Origin of the sequence: Bacillus cereus group sp. N24 (assembly GCF_016483345.1) — a bacterium.
GTDB classification, from domain to species: domain Bacteria; phylum Bacillota; class Bacilli; order Bacillales; family Bacillaceae_G; genus Bacillus_A; species Bacillus_A toyonensis.
In genome coordinates this window covers 299,709-320,670 of the sequence record NZ_JAEHCA010000002.1, presented here as the reverse complement: position 1 = coordinate 320,670, position 20,962 = coordinate 299,709, and the positions used below count along the sequence as shown (strand labels likewise).

The following is a 20,962-nucleotide window of genomic DNA, read 5'->3' as shown; positions in this document are numbered from 1 at the left end:
TTTTTTGTATGTTATATACAAGAAAATTTTTTTAGCGAATACGTTGTTCGGTTTGGCTATCAAAGAAATGCGCTTTATTTAAATCAAATGCTAATTTAATTTGGTCTCCAGGTGAGAATATATGTCTTGCATCAACACGTGCTGCAAAATCTTGATTTCCAAGTTTCATATATAAAATGGATTCAGCACCTAACAACTCAGCAACTTCAATTTTTGATGTGAAAGTAGTAGATTGTGAAGCCTCTAAAAATAGTAGTTCATCATGAATATCTTCAGGACGAATTCCTAAAACGATTTCCTTATTTACATAACCTTGTTCACGTAATAATTTCATTTTTCCTTCAGATACTTTGATTTTCAATGAATTATCTATAACGAAATCAGTTTCAGTTAATGTACCACGGAAGAAATTCATAGCTGGAGAGCCAATAAATCCGCCAACAAAAATGTTTTCAGGTGTTTCATATACTTCTTTTGGAGTTCCAATTTGTTGAATCTTTCCGTCCTTCATAACAACAAGACGGGAAGCCATTGTCATTGCTTCTGTTTGATCATGTGTTACATAAATTGTCGTTGTTCCAAGGCGATGGTGTAACTTAGAAATTTCTGAGCGCATTGCAACACGGAGTTTTGCATCTAAGTTTGATAATGGTTCATCCATTAAGAAAACTTTCGCGTCTCGAACGATTGCTCTACCTAACGCAACACGTTGGCGTTGTCCACCTGATAACGCTTTTGGTTTTCTATTTAAATATTGTTCAAGCCCTAAAATTCGTGCGGCATCTTTCACACGACGATCGATTTCATCTTTTGGTATTTTTCGAAGCTTTAATCCAAATGCCATATTATCATATACACTCATATGTGGATAAAGAGCATAGTTTTGGAAAACCATTGCGATATCACGATCTTTTGGAGGAACATCATTCATTAGCTTACCATCAATTGAAAATTCTCCTTTTGAAATATCTTCAAGTCCAGCTACCATTCGTAATGTTGTAGATTTTCCGCATCCAGAAGGACCAACAAATACGATAAACTCTTTATCTTGAATGTGTAAATTAAAATCTGTTACAGCGGTTACGTTATTATCATATATTTTATAAATGTTTTCTAATTTCAGTTCTGCCATGGTATTTCCCCCTAGAAAAAATTATGCAAACGTTTTCTTTGAGTTTATTATAAACGAATAGATTCAAAAAATAAATAAAAAAATAAAACGTTTTCATTTATTCGAGTGATATGTAGTAGTTTTCATATGTTTTCCTAGAAAAAGAAGGATAAAAATTGTAAGCGCTATTTTAAATTAAGATAGAATCTGTTATCATTCATTAGTGAAAACGTTTGCGCCTTGGGAGAAAGAGAAGAATGAATTACTAATGAAATGGGGTAGCATAATGGAAAAACAATGGTGGAAAGAAAGTGTAGTATATCAAATTTATCCTCGTAGCTTTATGGATAGTAATGGTGATGGTATAGGGGATCTTCGTGGTATTATTTCAAAGCTAGATTACTTAAAAAAATTAGGGATTGATGTAATTTGGTTATCGCCAGTCTATGAATCTCCAAATGATGATAATGGTTATGATATAAGTGATTATTGTAAAATTATGAACGAGTTCGGAACAATGGAAGATTGGGATGAGCTATTACATGAAATGCATGAACGTAATATGAAACTTATGATGGATTTAGTTGTTAATCATACTTCTGATGAACATAATTGGTTTATTGAATCACGTAAATCAACAGATAATAAATATAGAGATTACTATATATGGCGTTCTGGAAAAGAAGGGAAAGAGCCGAATAACTGGGGAGCAGCTTTTAGTGGATCTGCATGGCAATATGATGAAATGACAGATGAGTATTATTTACATCTGTTTTCTAAAAAACAGCCGGATTTAAATTGGGATAATGAACAGGTAAGACAAGATGTTTATGAAATGATGAAGTTTTGGTTAGAAAAAGGAATTGATGGATTCCGCATGGATGTTATCAATTTTATTTCTAAAGAAGAAGGTTTACCGACTGTTGAAACAGAAGAAGAGGGGTATGTTTCAGGTCATAAGCATTTTATGAACGGTCCAAACATTCATAAATATTTGCATGAAATGAATGAAGAAGTATTGTCTCATTATAATATTATGACGGTTGGTGAAATGCCTGGTGTAACGACAGAAGAAGCTAAATTGTATACAGGAGAAGCTAGAAAAGAACTACAAATGGTATTTCAATTTGAACATATGGATTTAGATTCAGGAGAAGGCGGAAAATGGGATGTAAAACCATGTCCACTTCTTACTTTAAAACAGAATTTAACAAAGTGGCAAAAAGCATTAGAGCATACAGGATGGAATAGCCTGTATTGGAATAACCATGATCAGCCGCGCGTTGTATCTCGTTTTGGTAATGATGGAATGTATCGTACTGAATCTGCGAAAATGTTAGCGACGGTGCTTCATATGATGAAAGGAACACCATATATTTATCAAGGAGAAGAAATCGGAATGACTAACGTTCGATTCGAATCAATTGATGAATATCGAGATATTGAAACGTTAAATATGTATAAAGAAAAAGTGATAGACCGTGGTGAAGATAAAGAAAAAGTCATGGAATCTATTTATATAAAAGGTCGTGATAATGCTAGAACTCCGATGCAGTGGGATGATCAGTATCACGCTGGATTTACAACGGGTGAACCTTGGATTACGGTAAACCCTAATTACAAAGAGATTAATGTGAAACAAGCAATCCAAGACGAAGGATCAATTTTTTATTACTATAAGAAATTGATTGAGTTACGCAAAAATAATGAAATAGTTGTGTATGGATCGTATGATTTAATACTAGATAATAGCCCTTCTATTTTTGCTTATGTAAGAACATATGGAGAAGAAAAGCTACTTGTGATTGCAAACTTCACTGCGGATCAATGTGTATTTGAATTGCCTGAGAACATTGTTTATAGTGAATCAGAACTGTTAATACACAATTATGACTCGGAAAATGGATTAATGGAAAACGTTACATTGCGTCCATATGAAGCAATGGTGTATAAATTGAAATAAGAAAAAGCCTTATGTCCGAGCGACATAAGGCTTTTTCTATTACCATTTTAATATTGAGAATCCGTGCGGTGGAAGTGTAACTTGTAATACACTTGCTTCTGCTGAAAATTCTTCGTTTGTATATATATTGACTATTTTCTTCCTTGTAATATGGATAGGGAGTGAAGCTGTAATTTCATCGTTAGTAGGATTTAAAACGAAAAAGATAGTTTCATCTCCATATGTTTTCGTATAAGAAATGTAATTATGCTCATCATTTGCTTCGATGAATTGGAATGTACCATGTCCTCCAAATGCTTTATATTGTTTTCGTAATGAAAGTAATGTTTGTATATGTGTAAATAATACATGGTCTTGTTCTTTTGTATCCCAAATCATACATTTGCGGCAATCTGGGTCCATGCCGCCATCCATACCGATTTCGTCTCCATAATAAATACAAGGAGAGCCGATGAAAGAAAGATGGAATACATAGAGTAACTTTAACTTATTTTTATCTCCGTTACATGTTGTTAATATTCTTGGTGTATCATGGCTGTCTAATAAATGAAATGCGGCTTCATTTATATTCATAGAGTAGGAATGTAGAGATTCTATAATTTGTTTCATGAATTCACTTGCTTTAATGGAATTGTTAGCAAAGTAAGAAAGTAGAGCATTTGTAACAGGATAGCTCATGACAGCATCAAATTGATCTCCGTGTAGCCATGGGAGGGCGTCGTGCCAAATTTCTCCTAAAATATATACTTCAGGATTTAACGCCTTTATCTCACTTCGGAATTCTCTCCAAAAGCAGTGGTCAACTTCATTTGCTACATCAAGGCGCCAACCATCTATATTGAATTCTCTTACCCAATAACGCCCTACTTCAAGTAAATATTGTTTTACATCTGGGTGTGCAGTATTTAATTTAGGCATATACGGTGTAAATGCGAAAGTATCATAATTAGGAAGTGGCTCGATTATAATTGGGAATTCATGAATGTGGAACCACTCTTTATATGCTGACTTTTCACCATGTTCTAGTACGTCTTGGAATTTATTGAAAAAGTAGCCACTATGATTAAAAACAGCATCGAGCATTACTTTTATACCGTGTTTATGACATGCCTCAACAAGTTCTTTGAAAGTTTCTTTCGTCCCGAATTGCGGATCGATTTCCATGTAGTCAATAGTGTCATATTTATGGTTTGAATGAGCTTTAAAAATAGGTGTGAAGTATATTCCGGAAACCCCAAGTTTAACAAGGTAATCAAGGTTTTGAATAATACCAGCAAAATCTCCTCCGAAAAAATTAGTTGGAGTTGGTTCGGTACTTCCCCAAGGGAGGGTGTTTGCTGGATTTAATGTGCTGTCCCCGTTAGCGAATCGTTCTGGGAAGATTTGATACCATACTGTGTCCTTAATCCAAGGTGGTGCCATGAAAACGTCTTTTGTATGAATGAATGGAAAGCAGAAAAAGTTACCGACATCGTCATCTGGAATGTTTGAGAAAAAGCCTCGTTCTGCATAAATAAGAGTTTCTGTCTCAGTTTTTAATTCGAATCCATAACGTAAGCGCTTAAATTTCGGTTCGATTGAAATGGACCAATAATCAAATAATGCAGTAGAACCAGTTTTGTACATCGGCGTATTTGACGTAATCCATTTTCCATCTGTCCATTCGTAAGGGTCACCATAAATAAGAGTGGCGATTTGAACATCGTTTCTCTTAGTACGTATTCGGATGTGAATTGTTTTTTCATCGTAAGCGTATGCATAATTATCTTTCGGCCTATGGTAAACGGCTTCTTTAAGCATATAGAAAATCCCCCTTTAATATCTCTATACATATTATTCCCTTAAATGTAATAATAAAGCCTGTATTGCAAACGATTGCCTTTCTATTAGCTTTAATATTGCTTATAAGAGTAGTATTCATTTCATGTAAAGTCAATGTATAAAGAGCATAATAACATTATTTTTAAAATTAATATTTGCAAAATGAATAAAAGAATGTATAATGATAGACAAATAGCGCAAACGTTTTCATAGATTTGAGATAGGGTTTGCGCTTCTATTAAACTTTCAAATGCAAACGTTTTCAATTATTAAGGTACATAGACAATTTAGGGAGGTTTTTTGGGATGAAGAAAGCATTATCATTATTAACGGTTTCGGCATTATCAATTGGTATGTTATCTGCATGTGGGCCGAAAGATTCAGGGAAAAAAGAGGAAAGTAAAGCGAAGAAAGACTATGATCTTCTCGTTTGGGAAGATGATAAAAAAGGCGTTGGTTTAGAACCAGCAGTGAAAAGCTTTGAGGAAAAATATAAAGTAAAAGTAAAAGTTGTTGAAATGCAAATGACAGATCAAGTGAAGAAGTTACGTCTTGATGGACCAGCGGGGACTGGACCGGATGTTGTAACATTGCCACACGATCAAATCGGAAATGCAGTAACAGAGGGCTTACTTTCTGAAGTGAAAGCAGATGATGCTGTTAAGAGTAAGTTTACTGATTTATCAATAGAAGCACAGACATATAACGGGAAACTATATGGCTTACCAAAAGCGATTGAAACACCAGTCTTTATTTACAATAAAAAGTTTATGCAAAAAGCACCAGAAACAATGGATGAATTGTTTAACTTCTCAAAAGATTTTACAAAGGATGGCAAGTACGGATTTTTAACATTAGGAGATAATTTCTACTTTGCTAATGCATTCATGGCAGGTATGGGTGGTTATGTGTTTGGTGAAAAAGATGGAAAACCAAATGCAAGTGATGTTGGGTTAAATAATAGTGGTGCTGTACAAGGTGCTGAATATCTTCAGAAATGGTACAAAGAAAAACTATTCCCGAAAGGTATTATCGGTGAATCTGGTGGACCTGCTGCTGACGGATTATTTAATGAAGGAAAAGCAGCTTCTATCATGAACGGACCATGGGCGTTCCAAGCGATGGAAAAGAACGGAATTGATTATGGTGTTGCTCCAATGCCAAAATTACCAAATGGTCAACCGATGAAAACGTTCGTTGGGGTAAAAGGATGGCATGTAACAAGCTTCTCTAAACAAAATGATTTAGCTACTAAATTCACTGAATGGGTAACGAATGAAGAAAACGCGAAAATTAGATTTGAGAAAACGAAAGAAATTCCGCCAGTAAAATCAGTAATGGAAGATCCGATTATTAAAGATAACGAAGCTGCAAAAGCGGTTGCAACGCAATCAGAAAATGGAATTCCAATGCCAAACATTCCAGAAATGCAAGAAGTATGGAAACCAGCTGGAGATGCCCTTCAATTAGTTGTTACAGATAAAGAGGCGCCAAAAGCAGCTCTTGATAGTGCAGTGAAGCAAATTAAAGGTAATATTGAGGCAAATCATAACAAGAAAAAATAAGGTGAAGTTCGTGCCTCTAATATGAGGGGCACGAATTCTCTCCCTTCCAAGTAGGAAGAAAAAAGGGGGAAGGAATATGCAAACATCTATGGAACCAATGAAAGATTTGAACGGTTCAAAACATAGGAAAATGGCAACCATGTTATCAATCATTCCGGGCGTGGGCCAAATGTATAATAAACAATTTGTAAAAGGTCTTATTTTTCTAGTATTAACAGGTTCATTTATTGTAGCCTTTGCTGATTTATTAAATATGGGACTATGGGGGATTGTAACGCTTGGTACAGAAGTTCCACGTGATCATTCTGTCTTTCTATTAGTGGAAGGGATCTTAGCACTTATCGTTATCGTGTTTGGACTCGGAATATATGCATTTAATTTATATGATGCATATCAAAATGGAAAGAAACGTGATATCGGAACACCTTTAAACTCTGTAAAAGAGCAATACCGTAATTTATTAGATCAAGGCTTTCCGTATTTAATGGTTTCGCCAGGTTTTCTACTACTTATCTTTGTTGTTGTATTTCCAATCATTTTCGTAATTTTAATTGGATTTACGAACTATGATTTATATCATTCTCCTCCAGCTAAATTAGTAGATTGGGTGGGCTTTAAAAACTTTATTGATATTTTCACACTACCGATGTGGAGAGAGACATTTTTAAGTGTATTCTCTTGGACGGTCATTTGGACATTCGTTGCAACGACATTACAAGTTGCACTCGGTATTTTTTTAGCGATTATCGTAAATCAGCCTGGTATTAAAGGGAAGGCAATTATTCGAACAATCTTCATTTTACCGTGGGCTGTTCCAGCATTCGTATCTATTCTTGTTTTCTCTGGTATGTTTAATGAAACATTTGGAGCAATTAACAATCAAGTATTGGCGTTATTCGGAATTGAAAAGATAGCTTGGATGACAGATCCATTTTGGGCGAAGATAGCTTTAATTATGATTCAAACGTGGCTTGGGTTCCCATTCGTCTTTGCAATGACAACAGGTATTTTGCAATCGATTCCAGGAGAATTATATGAAGCGGCTACAGTAGATGGAGCGACAGCTTGGCAACAGTTTCGTAAAATTACATTGCCACTTGTTTTATATGCAACAGCACCAATATTAATTACGCAATATACGTTTAACTTTAATAACTTTAGTATTATCTATCTATTTAACGGCGGAGGTCCTGCTGTAGCTGGACAAGATGCAGGTGGAACAGATATTTTAATTTCATGGATTTATAAGTTGACGATGACTTCAGCGCAGTACGGGAAAGCAGCAGCTCTTACAATGATTTTATCGTTAATCGTTATTACAGTTGCGTTATGGCAATTTAAGAGAACAAAATCATTCCAAGAAGAGGATATGATGTAAATGAATATTAAAAGACAGAAGATGTTACGTCTCTCATTAAGCTATTTCGTTATTTTCGTAATGTGTGCCATCATTTTCTATCCATTATTATGGATTATTGGCTCATCGTTTAATCCGGGTGATAGTTTATCTGGATCAAGTATTATTCCGCAAAATGCAACGTTAGATCATTATCGTAAGTTATTAGATCTAGAGAATAGTAATTACTTACTATGGTATAAAAACACATTAAAAGTAAGTGTTTTAACGATGATTTTCTCAGTGTTAGCAATTAGTTTTACTGCTTATGCATTTTCGAGATACCGTTTTGTTGGAAGAAAAAATGGCTTATTAACATTTTTAATTCTGCAAATGATTCCGAACTTTGCAGCGTTAATCGCTCTATACGTATTAGCGCAGTTAACAGGATTAATTGATACACACCTTGCATTAATTTTAATTTATGTAGGCGGGGCAATCCCTATGAATACATGGCTTATGAAAGGGTATTTTGATACGATTCCGAAAGAATTGGATGAGTCAGCTCGTATGGACGGAGCAGGGCATTTTCGTATTTTTTGGCAAATCATTATGCCGCTTGCAAAGCCAATCGTAGCGGTTGTAGCGTTATTCACTTTCATCGGTCCATTTACAGATTTCATTTTAGCGAGTATCATTTTGCGCACACCAGAAAATTATACTTTAGCAGTTGGATTATATGAAATGGTAGCGAAGAAATTTGGTAATGAATTTACGACGTTTGCAGCGGGTTCAGTATTAATTGCAATCCCAATTTCAATTTTATTCCTATCACTACAAAAATACTTTATCTCTGGTTTAACAGCTGGAGGTACGAAAGGATGAAAAATGGGACATTACGTCCCATTTTTCTTTTCATCTCCCTATAAAAAGCTTTATAGGGAGATGAAAAGAGATTTGACATCACATGTGAAAATAAGTGAAATAAATAGTATATTATAGTATAGGAAAAAAGAGCTATATCCCTTACAATACATGGAGAGGGAGAATATGATAAGTTTTGCAAGATAAAATAAATAAATGAAAGTTTATGACTTCTCCTATGACTTGCAACGAGTGCAAGATAAAATATATGAAAAATGGCAGAGAAGTGAGAGGAGGGGATTTTTTATGACAGTTACAATTAAAGATGTGGCGAAGAAGGCGAACGTAGCACCATCAACTGTTTCTCGTGTAATTGCTGATAATCCAAGTATAAGTGAAAAGACAAAGCGCCGTGTTCGAAAAGTAATGAGTGAATTAGGATATCATCCCAATTTAAATGCAAGAAACCTTGCGAACCAAACGACGAAGACACTTGGTCTTGTTATGCCAAGCTCTGCAAGTAAAGCTTTTCAAAATCCGTTTTTCCCGGAAGTTATAAGAGGAATTAGCTCATTTGCACATGTGGAAGGGTATGCACTTTATATGTCGACAGGTGAAACGGAAGATGAAATTTTTAATGGTGTTGTAAAAATGGTACAAGGGCGTCAAATTGGTGGTATTATTCTTTTATATTCAAGAGAGAACGATCGGATTATTCAATACTTGCATGACCAAAACTTCCCGTTTGTTTTAATTGGAAAACCATATGATCGAAAAGATGAAATCACATATGTAGATAATGACAATTATACAGCTGCAAGAGAAGTGGCAGAATATTTAATTTCACTAGGACATAAACAGGTCGCGTTCATTGGTGGTGGCTCAGATTTACTTGTAACAAGAGATCGTTTAGCAGGTATGAGTGATGCTTTAAAATTAGCAGACATTGTATTACCGAAAGAGTATATTTTACATTTTGATTTTTCAAGGGAAAGTGGTCAACAAGCTGTTGAAGAGTTAATGGGATTAAAACAACCACCGACAGCAATTATAGCTACGGATGATTTAATTGGACTTGGTGTGTTAAGTGCGCTTTCTAAAAAAGGACTCGTTGTACCGAAAGACGTTTCAATTGTAAGCTTTAATAATGCTTTATTATCAGAAATTGCCAGTCCGCCGCTTTCAACAGTTGATGTGAATATATATCAGTTAGGATATGAAGCAGCAAAAGCTTTAGTTGATAAAGTGGAGAATGCTGAATCTACTGCCAAGTGTATCATTATTCCGCATAAATTATTGAAGCGTCAAACATGTGATCATTATGCATAAAAAAGCTAGGAGTTTAACTCTTAGCTTTTTTTTGTAGAAAGGCTTCTAAACGATCACAGCCTTCTTTTAAAGTTTCGATACTATATGCATAGGAAAGGCGAAGATAACCTTCACCATACTCAGAAAATGCTGTTCCAGGAACGATGGCTAGTCCAGCTTCTTTTACTAGATCAAGTGCAAACTCAAATGATGAAGATGTTAAATGGCCAACATATGGGAATAAGTAAAATGCACCTGTTGGTTTTTCAACTGTTAGCCCCATTTGAGTGAGTCTATTATATACGTAATCACGGCGTTTTTTGTATTGGTGGCGCATCATCTTCGGTGCGTCTTTAGCGGCAGTTAATGCTTCGATTGCAGCATATTGAGCGATTGAAGTAGCACACGTTACATTGTATTGATGAACTTTTAAAATATGTCCTGCTAAATAGCTTGGTGCGAATAAAAGTCCAACACGCCAGCCAGTCATAGAATGTGATTTAGATAAACCGTTAATGACGATCGTCTTTTCACGCATTTCTGGGAAATGGGCGATAGATGTGTGTTTTTCTTCGTATACAAGTTCGCTGTAAATTTCATCTGAAAGAACAAAAATATTTTTATCTTTTAAGACTGATACAATATCTTTTAATTCTTCTTTTGATAAAGTTACACCAGTTGGATTAGAAGGATATGGCAGTACGACGCATCTCGTTTTTTCTGTAATAGCATTTTCTAGTGCTGCAGCAGTTAAACGAAATCCAGTTTCACGAACATCTACAAAAATTGGCGTTGCGCCGCATAGTCGAATAATAGGCTCGTAACCTGGATAAATAGGAGCAGGCAAAATTACTTCTGTCCCGGGCTCTAAAATCGTTCGGAATGCAACGTCAATTGCTTCACTAGCACCGATTGTAACGATGGTTTCGTTTTCAGCTGAATAATGTAAATCGTAGTTATCTTTTACAAAGTTACAAGCGGCCTTTCGTAATTCTAGTAAACCAGCGTTATGTGTGTAGCTTGTATAATTTTCTGTAATGGCCCGTTTTGCCGCTTCTTTTACGAGAGAAGGTGTAGGGAAATCGGGTTGCCCAATTGTTAAAGAGATAAGATTATCATAGTTTTGAATCATATTAGAGAATTGGCGGATTCCAGAAATTTGGATGTCCTTTACTCTAGGATTAATGAATTGTTCCATTGTATCTCCCTTTCTTCCGTTTGAAAATTAAGTTCATTTTATCATACTTTCTGTGATTACGCTTTGTATATGAAATTTAGAAAGAGAGAACAGAAAAAAAGCCGCTATAAGCGACTTTTTAGTATCCGTATTCCCAATCTATTTCATCTTCATTCCAAAGTACAGAGGATACTTTGCCAAGGTGAACAACTGATTCGTTCACAGCACATGTGCAATCTGCTTCTCCTGTTTTATGCTGTAATTCCTCATACACTGATTTTTCAACATTTTCTAGAACAACCAAATTTTCTTCTTTTAAAACAAGCGTAGTACCCGCCATATTTATCTTCCTCCTACTAAAGTAATGATCACTTATTTGTAAACATAGATAGTATGGATTATATGCTGTATTTTACTATAGTTGTCCGTCTAGTGAAGTATTTTTTATATTTTCTTTGTAATCCGTATTCATTGTATACTGCATGAAGGAAATTTGGTACAGGGTTTACAATCATTTCGAAAATCTGTAACAATTAATATGTGTTGTTAACAAAGAATTAACAAATATGTTAAGAAAAATCAAAATTTTAAAACAAATACACTAATAAAATGATATAATCATATCAAAATACATATAGGGGATGAGAGGCTATGGAGCTTATCCGTGATTTATTGATCCAAATTGCCATCATTATTTTGCCATTATTTTTATATGAAGCGATTCGTTTAAATCGCTATCAAGAAATGCCTCCGAAGCCGAATCGTTACTTTATTATGTTTTTATCTAGCGTTACGCTCGTTCTCTCCATGACATATTCTATTTGTTTTGACAATGTTTGCGGGTATAACTTTCACCCAATCCCAATTGTCAGTGGTTTTTTATATGGTGGGATTGTCGGTTTAATCCCAGCAGTTATTTTTGTTACATATGAATGGGCACTAAAAGGAATGAGCATTCTTCCAGTTGTAGAAGTAATATTTCTATTGATAGTTCCATTGTTCTTATCAAAGAAATGGTCTCTTTTTTCAAGGGGTAAGAAGCTAATTTTAGCATTTATGATTTCGTCATTTTATGTATTGGTTTTTCTAGTATTTGGTATAATTAATGTGCTGTTAGAAACAGGTTTTACACCGTATATTTCGCAAATATATAGCGGATTTATATTTGCCTCGCTTATTATGGTTATGACTATGGTATTTCAGGTGTATTTAACGGAATATTTAAATGAAAACGCATTACTACGTACTGAGATGCAAAAATCAGAAAAACTTAATATCGTAAGTGAATTAGCAGCAAGTGTTGCACATGAGGTTCGAAATCCGCTCACTGTTGTTCGTGGATTTATCCAATTGCTAGAAAGTACGGAAGAAATGAAGAATAAGGACTATATGCGTCTCGTATTAGCTGAATTAGATCGGGCGGAACAAATTATTTCAGATTATTTAAATTTAGCAAGACCGCAAATTGAGAAAAAAGAACACATTTGTTTATCCGCGCAACTTATAGAAATGACTACTTTGATGTCATCATTTGCAGCGATGCAAGGTGTATATTTGCAAGTTGAGATTTCTGAGAGCCTTTATACGATTGGTGATAAGACGAAATTGAAGCAAGCTATTATGAATGTTGTTAAAAATGGTATTGAAGCAATTCAAGGAAATAAAGGATATTTAAAAGTAACGGCTGTTCAAAAAGACGAAACAATCGTAATAAGAGTTAAAGATAGTGGCGTTGGTATGACAAAAGAACAGTTAGCAAGGCTTGGACAACCGTATTATTCTTTAAAAGAAAAAGGGACAGGATTAGGACTTATGGTGACATTTAGTATTTTACAAGCGCATAATGGTACACTGGAATATAAAAGCGAAAGCGGAAAAGGTACTGAAGCGATTATTATATTACCAGCTGTAAGAAATAAGGAATAAAAGTTACCGATGGAAGGTAACTTTTTATTTTATATTGTTTATTCGTTTGTTCTTTCTTGTTTTGTTCGGCTAAATAAACTTTTAAATGAATGGAAGAAACCTTGTTCTTTTGAGGCGGCGACCATTCTTTTTGTTTCTTGAATTTCGCGAATAACTTGCATAAGTTGTGTATCACGGTTACTGTCTTTATTATAAATTTGATTAACGAGTTTATTCATTTTTTCTTCTTGCTTGGATTCTCGTTTATACATATGATTCATTAATAAGTCCATCTTTTCTTTTTGCAAGGCATCTGTTTGAGCGGCGTGATCAACTAACTCTTGTAGCATTTTTTCTTGAGAGCCTTCTTTTACATAAACTTGTTGCATCAATTCATCTAATTTTTCATCTTTCAAACGATTTTGTGTAATTAGAGTAGAATTTTGATGAATAATTGCTTCATTTAATTGAGCGAGCATTTCGAGTTTTAACATGAACTCCTCAAAGTTACGCCCATCTTCTTTTTCTTTCGTTTGTATTTCTTGCTTATCTTGTATAGCGGGTACAGGCGGGGCCTCTTTTTCTTTTAAAATAATAGGTATCGTTTCTGAAATATCTTCTTGCAGTTTAGCAGCTCTTTCATGTATAGATTTCAATAGTTTTAAATCATCCAGTTTATAAATACGAGCATCAGCTGTTTTTGAAATGATATAACCATGTTCCTCTAACAGTTGGCTATATTTACGGACTATATGTTTTGGGATGCCTGTTTTATTCGTGACATCTTTTGTTTTATAGATAGCTTCCATGTTATTTCCTCCCCAAAAAGTATCGTATATATCATTTCAATCTTTTTATGAGGACTTCCTTTGAAAAAGAATGTCGGAAGGTTATTAGTTTTCTACAGCATTAGTGAAAAGATGAAGAAAAATGAGAGATTTTTGGCGGAATGGCGAAGAAGAGCTAAAATAATGTCTGAAAACATATACAGGAGAAGTTTGTTATAATAACGGAGGAAAAGAAACTGGTAGAATCATGGAGGTATACATGAAGCAATTAAAAGGTATTATCATTTCAATTATTGCAATTCTTTCTATTGTAGTAGCGGTGTATGAAGTACTTGTTCCAGAGGAAACAAGTATCAAAAAAACGAATGCGTATGATCAAGTTCTAGAATTTCCGAAAGGGCGATATCCAGAGACAGGGAAACATATTACGGATGCTATAAAAGAAGGACATTCAGAAGTTTGTACAATTGATCGTGGTGGTGCTGGAGATAGAAGGAAATTATCGTTAGCTCCATATCCATCAAAAAAAGGCTATGATCGTGATGAATGGCCAATGGCGATGTGTAAAGAAGGCGGAAAAGGGGCGCATATTGAATATATAAGTCCAGCGGATAATCGCGGAGCAGGTTCTTGGGTAGGAAATAAGTTAGATAAATATCCAGATGGTACGCGTGTGAAATTTGAAGTGAAGTAGTGTTACATATTTCATAATGAAGGAGAAGGGGAACGATGGAGTTAACAATTTCTTATTCACAATTAATGTTGATGAACTATGACGGTGAACAGCCTTACGTAGACTGGACGGATGAAGATTTTGATAGAGGTTATGCTAAGGCGGATGGAACTGTTATTTTTGAAGCACTTTCTGATTATACTTGTGAAATAAAAGTGACTTGTGGAAAACATATTGAGAAAGAAGAAGTAATTAGAACAGTTACGGTTCCTTTTACAATTAAAAATGGATGTATCGTTGTAACGAGTATTCTTTCAAATAAATTTCAAATTCCTATTCCAAATGGTGAGTATACAGTTGTATTGCAGGTAATTCCTCTTGAAGAACCAACGGATGATGAGTTATATAAACTACAATACGAATTCTTTTTTGAAAGTAAAGAATAAAAAATGGGTTATCCTAAGGAAGGATAACCCATTTTTGTTATGCATTTGTTTTTAAAAGGGAACGAGCATCTTTTGCTGCTTGCACCATGTGTTCTAAAGCTGGAATAACTTCTTCCGTTTTTCTTGTTTTTAAACCACAGTCAGGATTAATCCAGAAATATTTAGGATCACATACTTGTAAAGATTGTTCTACGATTTCAAACATTTCATCTTTACTTGGTACACGTGGGCTATGAATATCGTATACCCCTAGACCGATCCCTTTTTCATATGTTGTATGTTTTAATGTATCAATAAATTCTCCGTGACTACGTGATGTTTCGATAGAAATGACATCCGCATCTAATGCACGAATAGCATCTACAATATCTTCGAAGTTACTGTAACACATGTGCGTATGAATTTGCGTTTCATTGGCTACAGAAGATGTTGCTAAAAGGAAGGATTGAACTGCCCATGTAATATATGCATCCCAATCTTTTTCTTTTAGTGGCATTCCTTCACGAAGCGCTGGCTCATCGACTTGGATTACTCTAATTCCAGACGATTCAAGTAATTCAATTTCATGACGAAGTGCTAATGCAATTTGATAGGAAACTTCTTTTCTTGAAATATCATTTCGAACGAATGACCAATTTAAAATAGTGACAGGTCCAGTTAGCATACCTTTTACTACTTTTTCTGTTAAGCTTTGTGCGTATACAGTTTCTTTAATAGTCATTCCATTTATAAAGGCAACATCACCATAAATAACAGGTGGTTTCACGCAACGGGAACCATACGATTGTACCCAACCGTTTTTAGTGAAAGAGAAACCAGCAAGACGTTCACCGAAGTATTCGACCATGTCAGTTCTTTCAAATTCACCATGAACAAGAACATCAAGACCGATTTCTTCTTGGTAACGAATCCATTTTTCTGTTTCTTTTTCAATAAATTGCTCATATTGTTCATTTGAGATAACGCCGTTACGCCATTCTTTTCGCGTTTGACGAACTTCAGTTGTTTGCGGGAAGCTACCGATAGTTGTTGTTGGTAACAACGGTAACTGCAGAGCAACTTGTTGTAATTCGTATCGTTTTTCAAATGGAAGAGGGCGTGAAAAATCTTCTTCTTTTAGTGCTGTTCGTGCTGCTTTGACATCTTCTCGGTTACGTGCAGCAGATGAACGTATTGTATGGTGCGCATTGCGATATGTTTCAAGTTCGTTACTAATGCTTTCTGTACCTTGAGTCAAAGCAGAATGAATAAGAACTAGTTCTTCTAATTTTTGGTTTGCAAATGCTAGTGCATCAAATAGTTCAGTCGATAAGTGAGTTTCCTCGGTTTTATCAATTGGTGAATGCAATAAACTACAAGAAGGCTGAACGATGAAATCTTTTGTTTGGACTTGTTTTTGTAACGTTGTAAATAACGTAAGAATTTCATCAAGGTCCGCTCTCCAAATGTTACGGCCATCTATACAACCGACTGCTAAAGTTTTGTCAGCTGGGAATCCGTATTTCGCAATAGCATTTAAATTACCTTCTTTACCGTGAACGAAATCTAAACCAACACTAGATACAGGGAATGTAATAATTTCTTCATAGTTTTCTTCTACACTATCAAAATATGTTTGTAAAAGAAGATTCGCGTTTGGAACTTCTTTACGAATAGTTTCATAAATTTCTTTCGCATGCTGAATTTCTTCTTTAGTTAAAGAAGCGAAAATCGGTTCATCAACTTGAATGATTTGTGCACCAGCCGCATGTAGTTCTGAAAGTAGTTGTACGTAAGGTGTAACTAACTGTTTTAAAATAGTAGCAAATTGATCTTGTTTATAGCCTTTTGCTAATTTTAAGAAAGTATATGGTCCTAAAATAACAGGCTTTCCATCTACGCCTAATTCTTGTTTTGCCTCTTCGTATAAGCGAAGTGGACGATTATCTTTTAAAGAGATTTGTAATCCCTCTTCATATTCAGGAACAATATAATGATAGTTTGTGTTAAACCATTTAGTCATTTCGGAAGCTACGTGATCTTTAGAGCCACGCGCCATTGCAAAATATACATCAAGGTAAGATGTAAACTCAGAAAAACGTGACGGGATAAAACCTAACATATAAGCAGTATCCAGAACGTGATCATAATATGTAAAATCGCCGACTGGAATGAGTTCAATTCCTTTTTCTTGCTGTACTTTTACGTGTTGAAGGCGAATTTCTTTCATCGTTGTTAAAAATTGTTCTTCATCAATTTTATTGGACCAAAAAGCTTCCAATGTTTTTTTCCATTCTCGTTGTAGTCCGATACGTGGATAACCTAAGTTACTTGTTTGAATTGCCATTTTAAATTCCTCCCTAATTGAAAGTAAGCATTTCCGTTTACTAGGAAATACTTATAACAAAAAGTACAAAGACATAGAAAATAAGCCTTCCTTTTTGTTTTAACACCTCATCATCATCCGTGAATCTATCAGTGTTGTTAAAACAGGCAGGTCTCCTGACTTATGCTTCATATAATTTCTTTCACCTTCCCGTTCTCACAGTGGCACTAACAAAGAAATCTCAGCATTTACAGTGGCGGGACCGTGTTGGAGTTTCACCAAGCTTCCCTTTTAAACACGAAACGAAATTTTCGTGTACCTATTTTCCTTTTGAAAGGAATTTAACAAGCGATATGATATTGAAACAAATTCTAACACAATTTTTGGAATTTTGTCTACTGTTTTAAAATAAGAAAATTTTAAAGGTTTTATTTCTTAATATTCTGAATGATTTAGGTGTTTTTCAGATTAATGATATATAATGGAATGTGAAAATATAGAAAAATTGAGCGAGTAAAGAAGAGGGAACGTCTTCTTTACTCGCTCAATTTTCATCTACATCAAATTTTGAAAGTCGTCCTGCTATGGCATCGTTAAGGAGGGTGCTTAACCATTGTAATTCAACGGTAATATGCTCAATAACACTTTGTAAAATATATAGTTGTGCACGTGGAATTTTTCCTTTACTGCAATCATATATAGTTTGCATTTTATGTAAATATTGAACGGTATCATGTTTCTTTTTTTCTAAAATTGGAACTAATTCTTGATCATCACCAAAATGAGTGAAAGAAAGTGCTGAATAAATTGGTTTATATATTTGGTTTTTTGCTTCGAACTGTTTTAAGAGTAACGTGTGAAATAGTTGTTTACCTTCCTCTGTTATATGAAAGATTGTTTTATCTGGTCTATTCGTATCACGAACAATAGTTGTAATGCGAATTGCACCTTGCTTTTCTAATTGCTCGAAGGCGTAATAAAGTGATCCTTTTGCATATTTAATATAATAATCCATCTGTCTTTCTTTCATTATGTGCTGCACTTCATATGGATGTTTATCTCCTTCGAGTAGCAAGCCGAGAATGACTAATTTCATGCTCATTCTGTCTCAACTCCTGTACATAAAAACTGTATCCCTACTAATTAAAGTTTGATTTTATACATATTATAAACGGCATATCCTTTTTCATAAAGGGATATGCCGTTCCTTTTTTAATACTAACTTACTTGTTTTTGCTTTTGTTTCGCTTTCGGTCCTGTAAATAGGCGTTCATTTCCCATAAGTAAAATACAAATAATACTTAGTACAGCTGGGATCAGTGCCCAGAAGAATGTGTTGGCAATAGATGTAGCGAGAGCTTCTTTAATACCAGTTAATATTTCTGCTGGAATCTTCTCGGTAGCACCTGGTGATAATAAGAAACTTGTGTCTCCACCTTTTGGAGCTAATTTTGCAAGTTCAGGAGGGAACACAGTGTTTAATTTATTAATAAAAATATGATTTTGAATTGTACCGAAAATCGTTACACCAAGAGTCATACCGAGTGAACGGAAGAATGAGTTTGTTGATGTAGCAGAACCACGGTCTCTCATTTCTAATTTATGGATAGAAGACATACTTAAAACTGAGAATGAGAAACCAACCCCAAGTCCAGCGAGAACCATAAATAGCGTTACGAGCATACGAGGTGTGTCCATTGTTAAGGTGCTTAGTAAATAAATACCAAGAACGAAGAAAACGCCAGATACCATCATAATGTTACGATAGCTTGTTCGTGAAGCTAACTGTCCACCTGTTTGACTTCCAATTACAGAGCCGACCATCATTGGTGTTAAAATTAATCCAGCATTTGAGGCTGAACCTCCGAGAACACCTTGAACGAAGATTGGGATATAAACTGTACAGATGATAAAAGCAGCACCATAGAAAAAGGCAACGCCTTGGCTAGCTGCAAATAAAGGTTTTTTAAATAGATGGAAAGAAATGATAGGCTCAGTTGCTTTTCGTTCTACGAAGAAGAAAATAATAAGCATAATAACAACAGTTGCAAATAAACCGATAATTACATTAGAGTCCCATGCATACGTTTTACCACCAAGTTCTAGTGCGAACATTAAGCAAATAATACTAATGACAAGTGTAATAGCACCAGCCCAATCAATTTTTTGTTTTCTAAATTCTAGAGATTCACTGTAGTATTTAGTAATGAAGAAGAAGGAGATAAGCCCTAATGGAATATTAATATAGAAGACCCAATGCCAACTTATATAGTCCGTAATATAGGCACCTAATAAAGGTCCAAATACACTTGATGTCCCGAAAACTGCACCGAATAGCCCTGTCATTTTCCCACGTTTTTCTGGCGGGAATATGTCATACATAATTGTGAAGGCGATAGGCATAAGGGCGCCACCACCAATACCTTGAATTGCTCTATAAATACTTAATTGTTCAATACTAGATGCTGTCCCGCAAAGTGCAGAACCGAATAAGAAAAGAATGAGTCCACCAATATAAAAACGTTTCCGTCCGTACATATCAGAAAGTTTTCCGAAAATAGGCATCCCTGCCATTGTTGCTACCATATATGCCGATGTGACCCAAACAAACTTGTCAAATCCTCCTAAGTCTCCGACAATCGTCGCCATTGCGGTTGCAACAATTGTATTATCCATTGCTGCCATTAAAATACCAAGTAGTAAACCAGCAACAACAAACTTTGTATTGTTGGAGTCTTTTTTTGATAGTTGAGTTTCCAAATATGCCCCTCCTTTAATAATAAGTAAACTATATTAAGTTTTAAATGCAACGCATAAAAATCTAAAGCATAGTTCCTCTTAAATTATCTTACATAAGTGCACTGACATGCCATAAAGAATATTATAGTCAAATTTGACTAAAAGGCAAACTTTTTCTTTCACCAAAATATCCTTTTGTATGGAAAGAAAAAGAGTGAGCAATACTGAATATTGTTATAAAGTCAATGAAGTAAATTGTAAAAAATATTTCAGTAAGAATACTTCCTGTTAACAGTTGAAAAATGGTTTTTTCTTTATATTGTCGAATAGGATAAAAGGAAGGGAACTATTAAATATCGTTTGTAACAAGCGTTCATCATTTTTGTAGTTTATTGTGTAAAGCGAAAGAATAGAATTGTATGGATGGTACATCTGAAATGAGGTGAATATATATTATGAAAATATGGAAGCGAATTTCGGATCAAGGAAGGGATACAATACCGTTACAGCCGGTATTGTGGATTGATGGCTCAAAAAAGGAAGGCGAACTTCCTAATGTAGCAGTTACATTACAAATCCGTAGTATGTATGAAGAAAAATTTTCATATGAACTAATCTATGATGTAAACGACATACTTATTATGCGAATTGAAGTTGAAAATAAAGGAATTGAAGTGATTTCACGAGTCGTTGTAAGTCATATGATTAGAGATTACTTTTCGTATATTCCGAATTCTCTGCAGGTTAATAAGGGGATGAGCGAGTTTTTATTCCAGCTTGTAAGGTGGAGAATCGATAATTTATTGCCGAACGAGAAGGTGGAACTAAGTTGTAAATTAAAAGCAAATAAAGATAAAGCGGTTAAAACTGCATTGTTTAAGGCTACATACACATTTCAACATAAAGCAGTCTCATATGGCCCATTGCAAACAAATGAAGTTGTGGTGCAGCAATGATAAAA

At 34.8% G+C, this 20,962-nt stretch carries 17 protein-coding genes and 1 riboswitch; of the genes, 9 read left to right on the top strand and 8 right to left on the bottom strand.

All coding sequences use genetic code 11. From position 1 onward, the window contains the following. Positions 1-31: 31 nt before the first annotated feature. Positions 32-1,132, bottom strand: coding sequence for an ABC transporter ATP-binding protein (locus JDS95_RS04555; protein WP_100063401.1), 1,101 nt, complete (start codon positions 1,130-1,132; stop codon positions 32-34). 265 nt (positions 1,133-1,397) lie between these two features. Between JDS95_RS04555 and malL the strand changes: the two genes are divergently transcribed. Then, positions 1,398-3,074: an oligo-1,6-glucosidase gene (malL, locus tag JDS95_RS04550; protein WP_199690295.1), complete on the top strand. Its 1,677-nt coding sequence runs from the start codon at positions 1,398-1,400 to the stop codon at positions 3,072-3,074. 39 nt (positions 3,075-3,113) lie between these two features. On the opposite strand, the gene JDS95_RS04545 is transcribed toward malL, so the two are convergent. Next, positions 3,114-4,874 carry an alpha-glycosidase gene (locus JDS95_RS04545; RefSeq protein ID WP_144467034.1) on the bottom strand — a complete coding sequence of 587 codons (1,761 nt, stop codon included), beginning with the start codon at positions 4,872-4,874 and terminating at the stop codon, positions 3,114-3,116. Positions 4,875-5,200: 326 nt separating this feature from the next. On the opposite strand from JDS95_RS04545, the gene JDS95_RS04540 reads away from it, so the two are divergent. The 4 genes from JDS95_RS04540 (at position 5,201) to malR (ending at position 9,989) form a co-directional block, all read left to right on the top strand. Then, on the top strand, positions 5,201-6,460 hold the full coding sequence (locus JDS95_RS04540; protein WP_000709915.1) for an extracellular solute-binding protein: 1,260 nt from the start codon (positions 5,201-5,203) through the stop codon (positions 6,458-6,460). Positions 6,461-6,536: 76 nt separating this feature from the next. Continuing rightward, positions 6,537-7,838 (top strand): maltosaccharide ABC transporter permease MalC, encoded by a 1,302-nt coding sequence (gene malC / locus JDS95_RS04535; protein ID WP_001195000.1) that lies wholly within the window; start codon positions 6,537-6,539, stop codon positions 7,836-7,838. Further along, positions 7,839-8,681, top strand: a complete 843-nt coding sequence (malD, locus tag JDS95_RS04530) for a maltosaccharide ABC transporter permease MalD (RefSeq protein WP_001022595.1) — start codon at positions 7,839-7,841, stop codon at positions 8,679-8,681. It abuts the gene before it with no gap. 285 nt (positions 8,682-8,966) lie between these two features. Then, the gene (gene malR, locus JDS95_RS04525) at positions 8,967-9,989 is read left to right on the top strand and encodes a maltose operon transcriptional repressor MalR (RefSeq protein WP_000219033.1); all 1,023 of its coding nucleotides are present in this window, start codon (positions 8,967-8,969) and stop codon (positions 9,987-9,989) included. Positions 9,990-10,002: 13 nt separating this feature from the next. Here malR and JDS95_RS04520 read toward each other — a convergent pair whose 3' ends face one another. Both JDS95_RS04520 and JDS95_RS04515 read right to left on the bottom strand, forming a co-directional pair. Next, entirely contained in the window at positions 10,003-11,166 is a 1,164-nt protein-coding gene (locus JDS95_RS04520; RefSeq protein ID WP_000434562.1) for an aminotransferase A, read from the bottom strand. Between the two features lie 118 nt (positions 11,167-11,284). Further along, positions 11,285-11,485, bottom strand: coding sequence for a hypothetical protein (locus tag JDS95_RS04515; RefSeq protein ID WP_000929282.1), 201 nt, complete (start codon positions 11,483-11,485; stop codon positions 11,285-11,287). A gap of 311 nt (positions 11,486-11,796) precedes the next feature. Between JDS95_RS04515 and JDS95_RS04510 the strand changes: the two genes are divergently transcribed. After that, positions 11,797-13,071, top strand: coding sequence for a sensor histidine kinase (locus JDS95_RS04510; RefSeq protein WP_000420365.1), 1,275 nt, complete (start codon positions 11,797-11,799; stop codon positions 13,069-13,071). 38 nt (positions 13,072-13,109) lie between these two features. Here JDS95_RS04510 and JDS95_RS04505 read toward each other — a convergent pair whose 3' ends face one another. Further along, the gene (locus JDS95_RS04505) at positions 13,110-13,859 is read right to left on the bottom strand and encodes a DUF3967 domain-containing protein (protein WP_000387496.1); all 750 of its coding nucleotides are present in this window, start codon (positions 13,857-13,859) and stop codon (positions 13,110-13,112) included. A gap of 238 nt (positions 13,860-14,097) precedes the next feature. Here JDS95_RS04505 and nucA point away from each other — a divergent pair, with 238 nt between their 5' ends. After that, the gene (gene nucA, locus JDS95_RS04500) at positions 14,098-14,532 is read left to right on the top strand and encodes a DNA-entry nuclease (RefSeq protein ID WP_000811505.1); all 435 of its coding nucleotides are present in this window, start codon (positions 14,098-14,100) and stop codon (positions 14,530-14,532) included. A 35-nt stretch (positions 14,533-14,567) separates the two neighbouring features. Further along, positions 14,568-14,957, top strand: a complete 390-nt coding sequence (locus JDS95_RS04495) for a competence protein ComJ (protein ID WP_000424019.1) — start codon at positions 14,568-14,570, stop codon at positions 14,955-14,957. A 37-nt stretch (positions 14,958-14,994) separates the two neighbouring features. Here the strand turns inward: JDS95_RS04495 and metE are convergent, their stop codons facing one another. From metE to JDS95_RS04480, 3 genes are all read right to left on the bottom strand, one after another. Beyond that, a complete protein-coding gene (gene metE / locus JDS95_RS04490) occupies positions 14,995-17,283 on the bottom strand; it encodes a 5-methyltetrahydropteroyltriglutamate--homocysteine S-methyltransferase (protein ID WP_001007621.1) in 2,289 nt (762 codons plus the stop codon). A gap of 128 nt (positions 17,284-17,411) precedes the next feature. Beyond that, positions 17,412-17,600, bottom strand: a riboswitch (cobalamin riboswitch). 206 nt (positions 17,601-17,806) lie between these two features. Beyond that, on the bottom strand, positions 17,807-18,364 hold the full coding sequence (locus tag JDS95_RS04485; RefSeq protein WP_000062081.1) for a PadR family transcriptional regulator: 558 nt from the start codon (positions 18,362-18,364) through the stop codon (positions 17,807-17,809). 116 nt (positions 18,365-18,480) lie between these two features. Beyond that, on the bottom strand, positions 18,481-20,022 hold the full coding sequence (locus JDS95_RS04480) for an MDR family MFS transporter (RefSeq protein ID WP_000449889.1): 1,542 nt from the start codon (positions 20,020-20,022) through the stop codon (positions 18,481-18,483). Positions 20,023-20,456: 434 nt separating this feature from the next. On the opposite strand from JDS95_RS04480, the gene JDS95_RS04475 reads away from it, so the two are divergent. Beyond that, entirely contained in the window at positions 20,457-20,957 is a 501-nt protein-coding gene (locus JDS95_RS04475; protein ID WP_000708173.1) for a hypothetical protein, read from the top strand. Positions 20,958-20,962: the final 5 nt, after the last annotated feature.

Excerpts from the sequence above, each read along its gene's own strand:
- JDS95_RS04520 (WP_000434562.1), bottom strand. The coding sequence starts at position 11,166 with ATGGAACAATTCATTAATCCTAGAGTAAAGGACATCCAAATTTCTGGA.
- malL (WP_199690295.1), top strand. The coding sequence starts at position 1,398 with ATGGAAAAACAATGGTGGAAAGAAAGTGTAGTATATCAAATTTATCCT.
- malR (WP_000219033.1), top strand. The coding sequence starts at position 8,967 with ATGACAGTTACAATTAAAGATGTGGCGAAGAAGGCGAACGTAGCACCA.
- JDS95_RS04515 (WP_000929282.1), bottom strand. The coding sequence starts at position 11,485 with ATGGCGGGTACTACGCTTGTTTTAAAAGAAGAAAATTTGGTTGTTCTA.
- JDS95_RS04505 (WP_000387496.1), bottom strand. The coding sequence starts at position 13,859 with ATGGAAGCTATCTATAAAACAAAAGATGTCACGAATAAAACAGGCATC.
- nucA (WP_000811505.1), top strand. The coding sequence starts at position 14,098 with ATGAAGCAATTAAAAGGTATTATCATTTCAATTATTGCAATTCTTTCT.
- malD (WP_001022595.1), top strand. The coding sequence starts at position 7,839 with ATGAATATTAAAAGACAGAAGATGTTACGTCTCTCATTAAGCTATTTC.
- JDS95_RS04475 (WP_000708173.1), top strand. The coding sequence starts at position 20,457 with ATGAAAATATGGAAGCGAATTTCGGATCAAGGAAGGGATACAATACCG.
- JDS95_RS04485 (WP_000062081.1), bottom strand. The coding sequence starts at position 18,364 with ATGAGCATGAAATTAGTCATTCTCGGCTTGCTACTCGAAGGAGATAAA.
- JDS95_RS04495 (WP_000424019.1), top strand. The coding sequence starts at position 14,568 with ATGGAGTTAACAATTTCTTATTCACAATTAATGTTGATGAACTATGAC.
- JDS95_RS04555 (WP_100063401.1), bottom strand. The coding sequence starts at position 1,132 with ATGGCAGAACTGAAATTAGAAAACATTTATAAAATATATGATAATAAC.
- malC (WP_001195000.1), top strand. The coding sequence starts at position 6,537 with ATGCAAACATCTATGGAACCAATGAAAGATTTGAACGGTTCAAAACAT.
- JDS95_RS04540 (WP_000709915.1), top strand. The coding sequence starts at position 5,201 with ATGAAGAAAGCATTATCATTATTAACGGTTTCGGCATTATCAATTGGT.
- JDS95_RS04510 (WP_000420365.1), top strand. The coding sequence starts at position 11,797 with ATGGAGCTTATCCGTGATTTATTGATCCAAATTGCCATCATTATTTTG.
- JDS95_RS04545 (WP_144467034.1), bottom strand. The coding sequence starts at position 4,874 with ATGCTTAAAGAAGCCGTTTACCATAGGCCGAAAGATAATTATGCATAC.
- metE (WP_001007621.1), bottom strand. The coding sequence starts at position 17,283 with ATGGCAATTCAAACAAGTAACTTAGGTTATCCACGTATCGGACTACAA.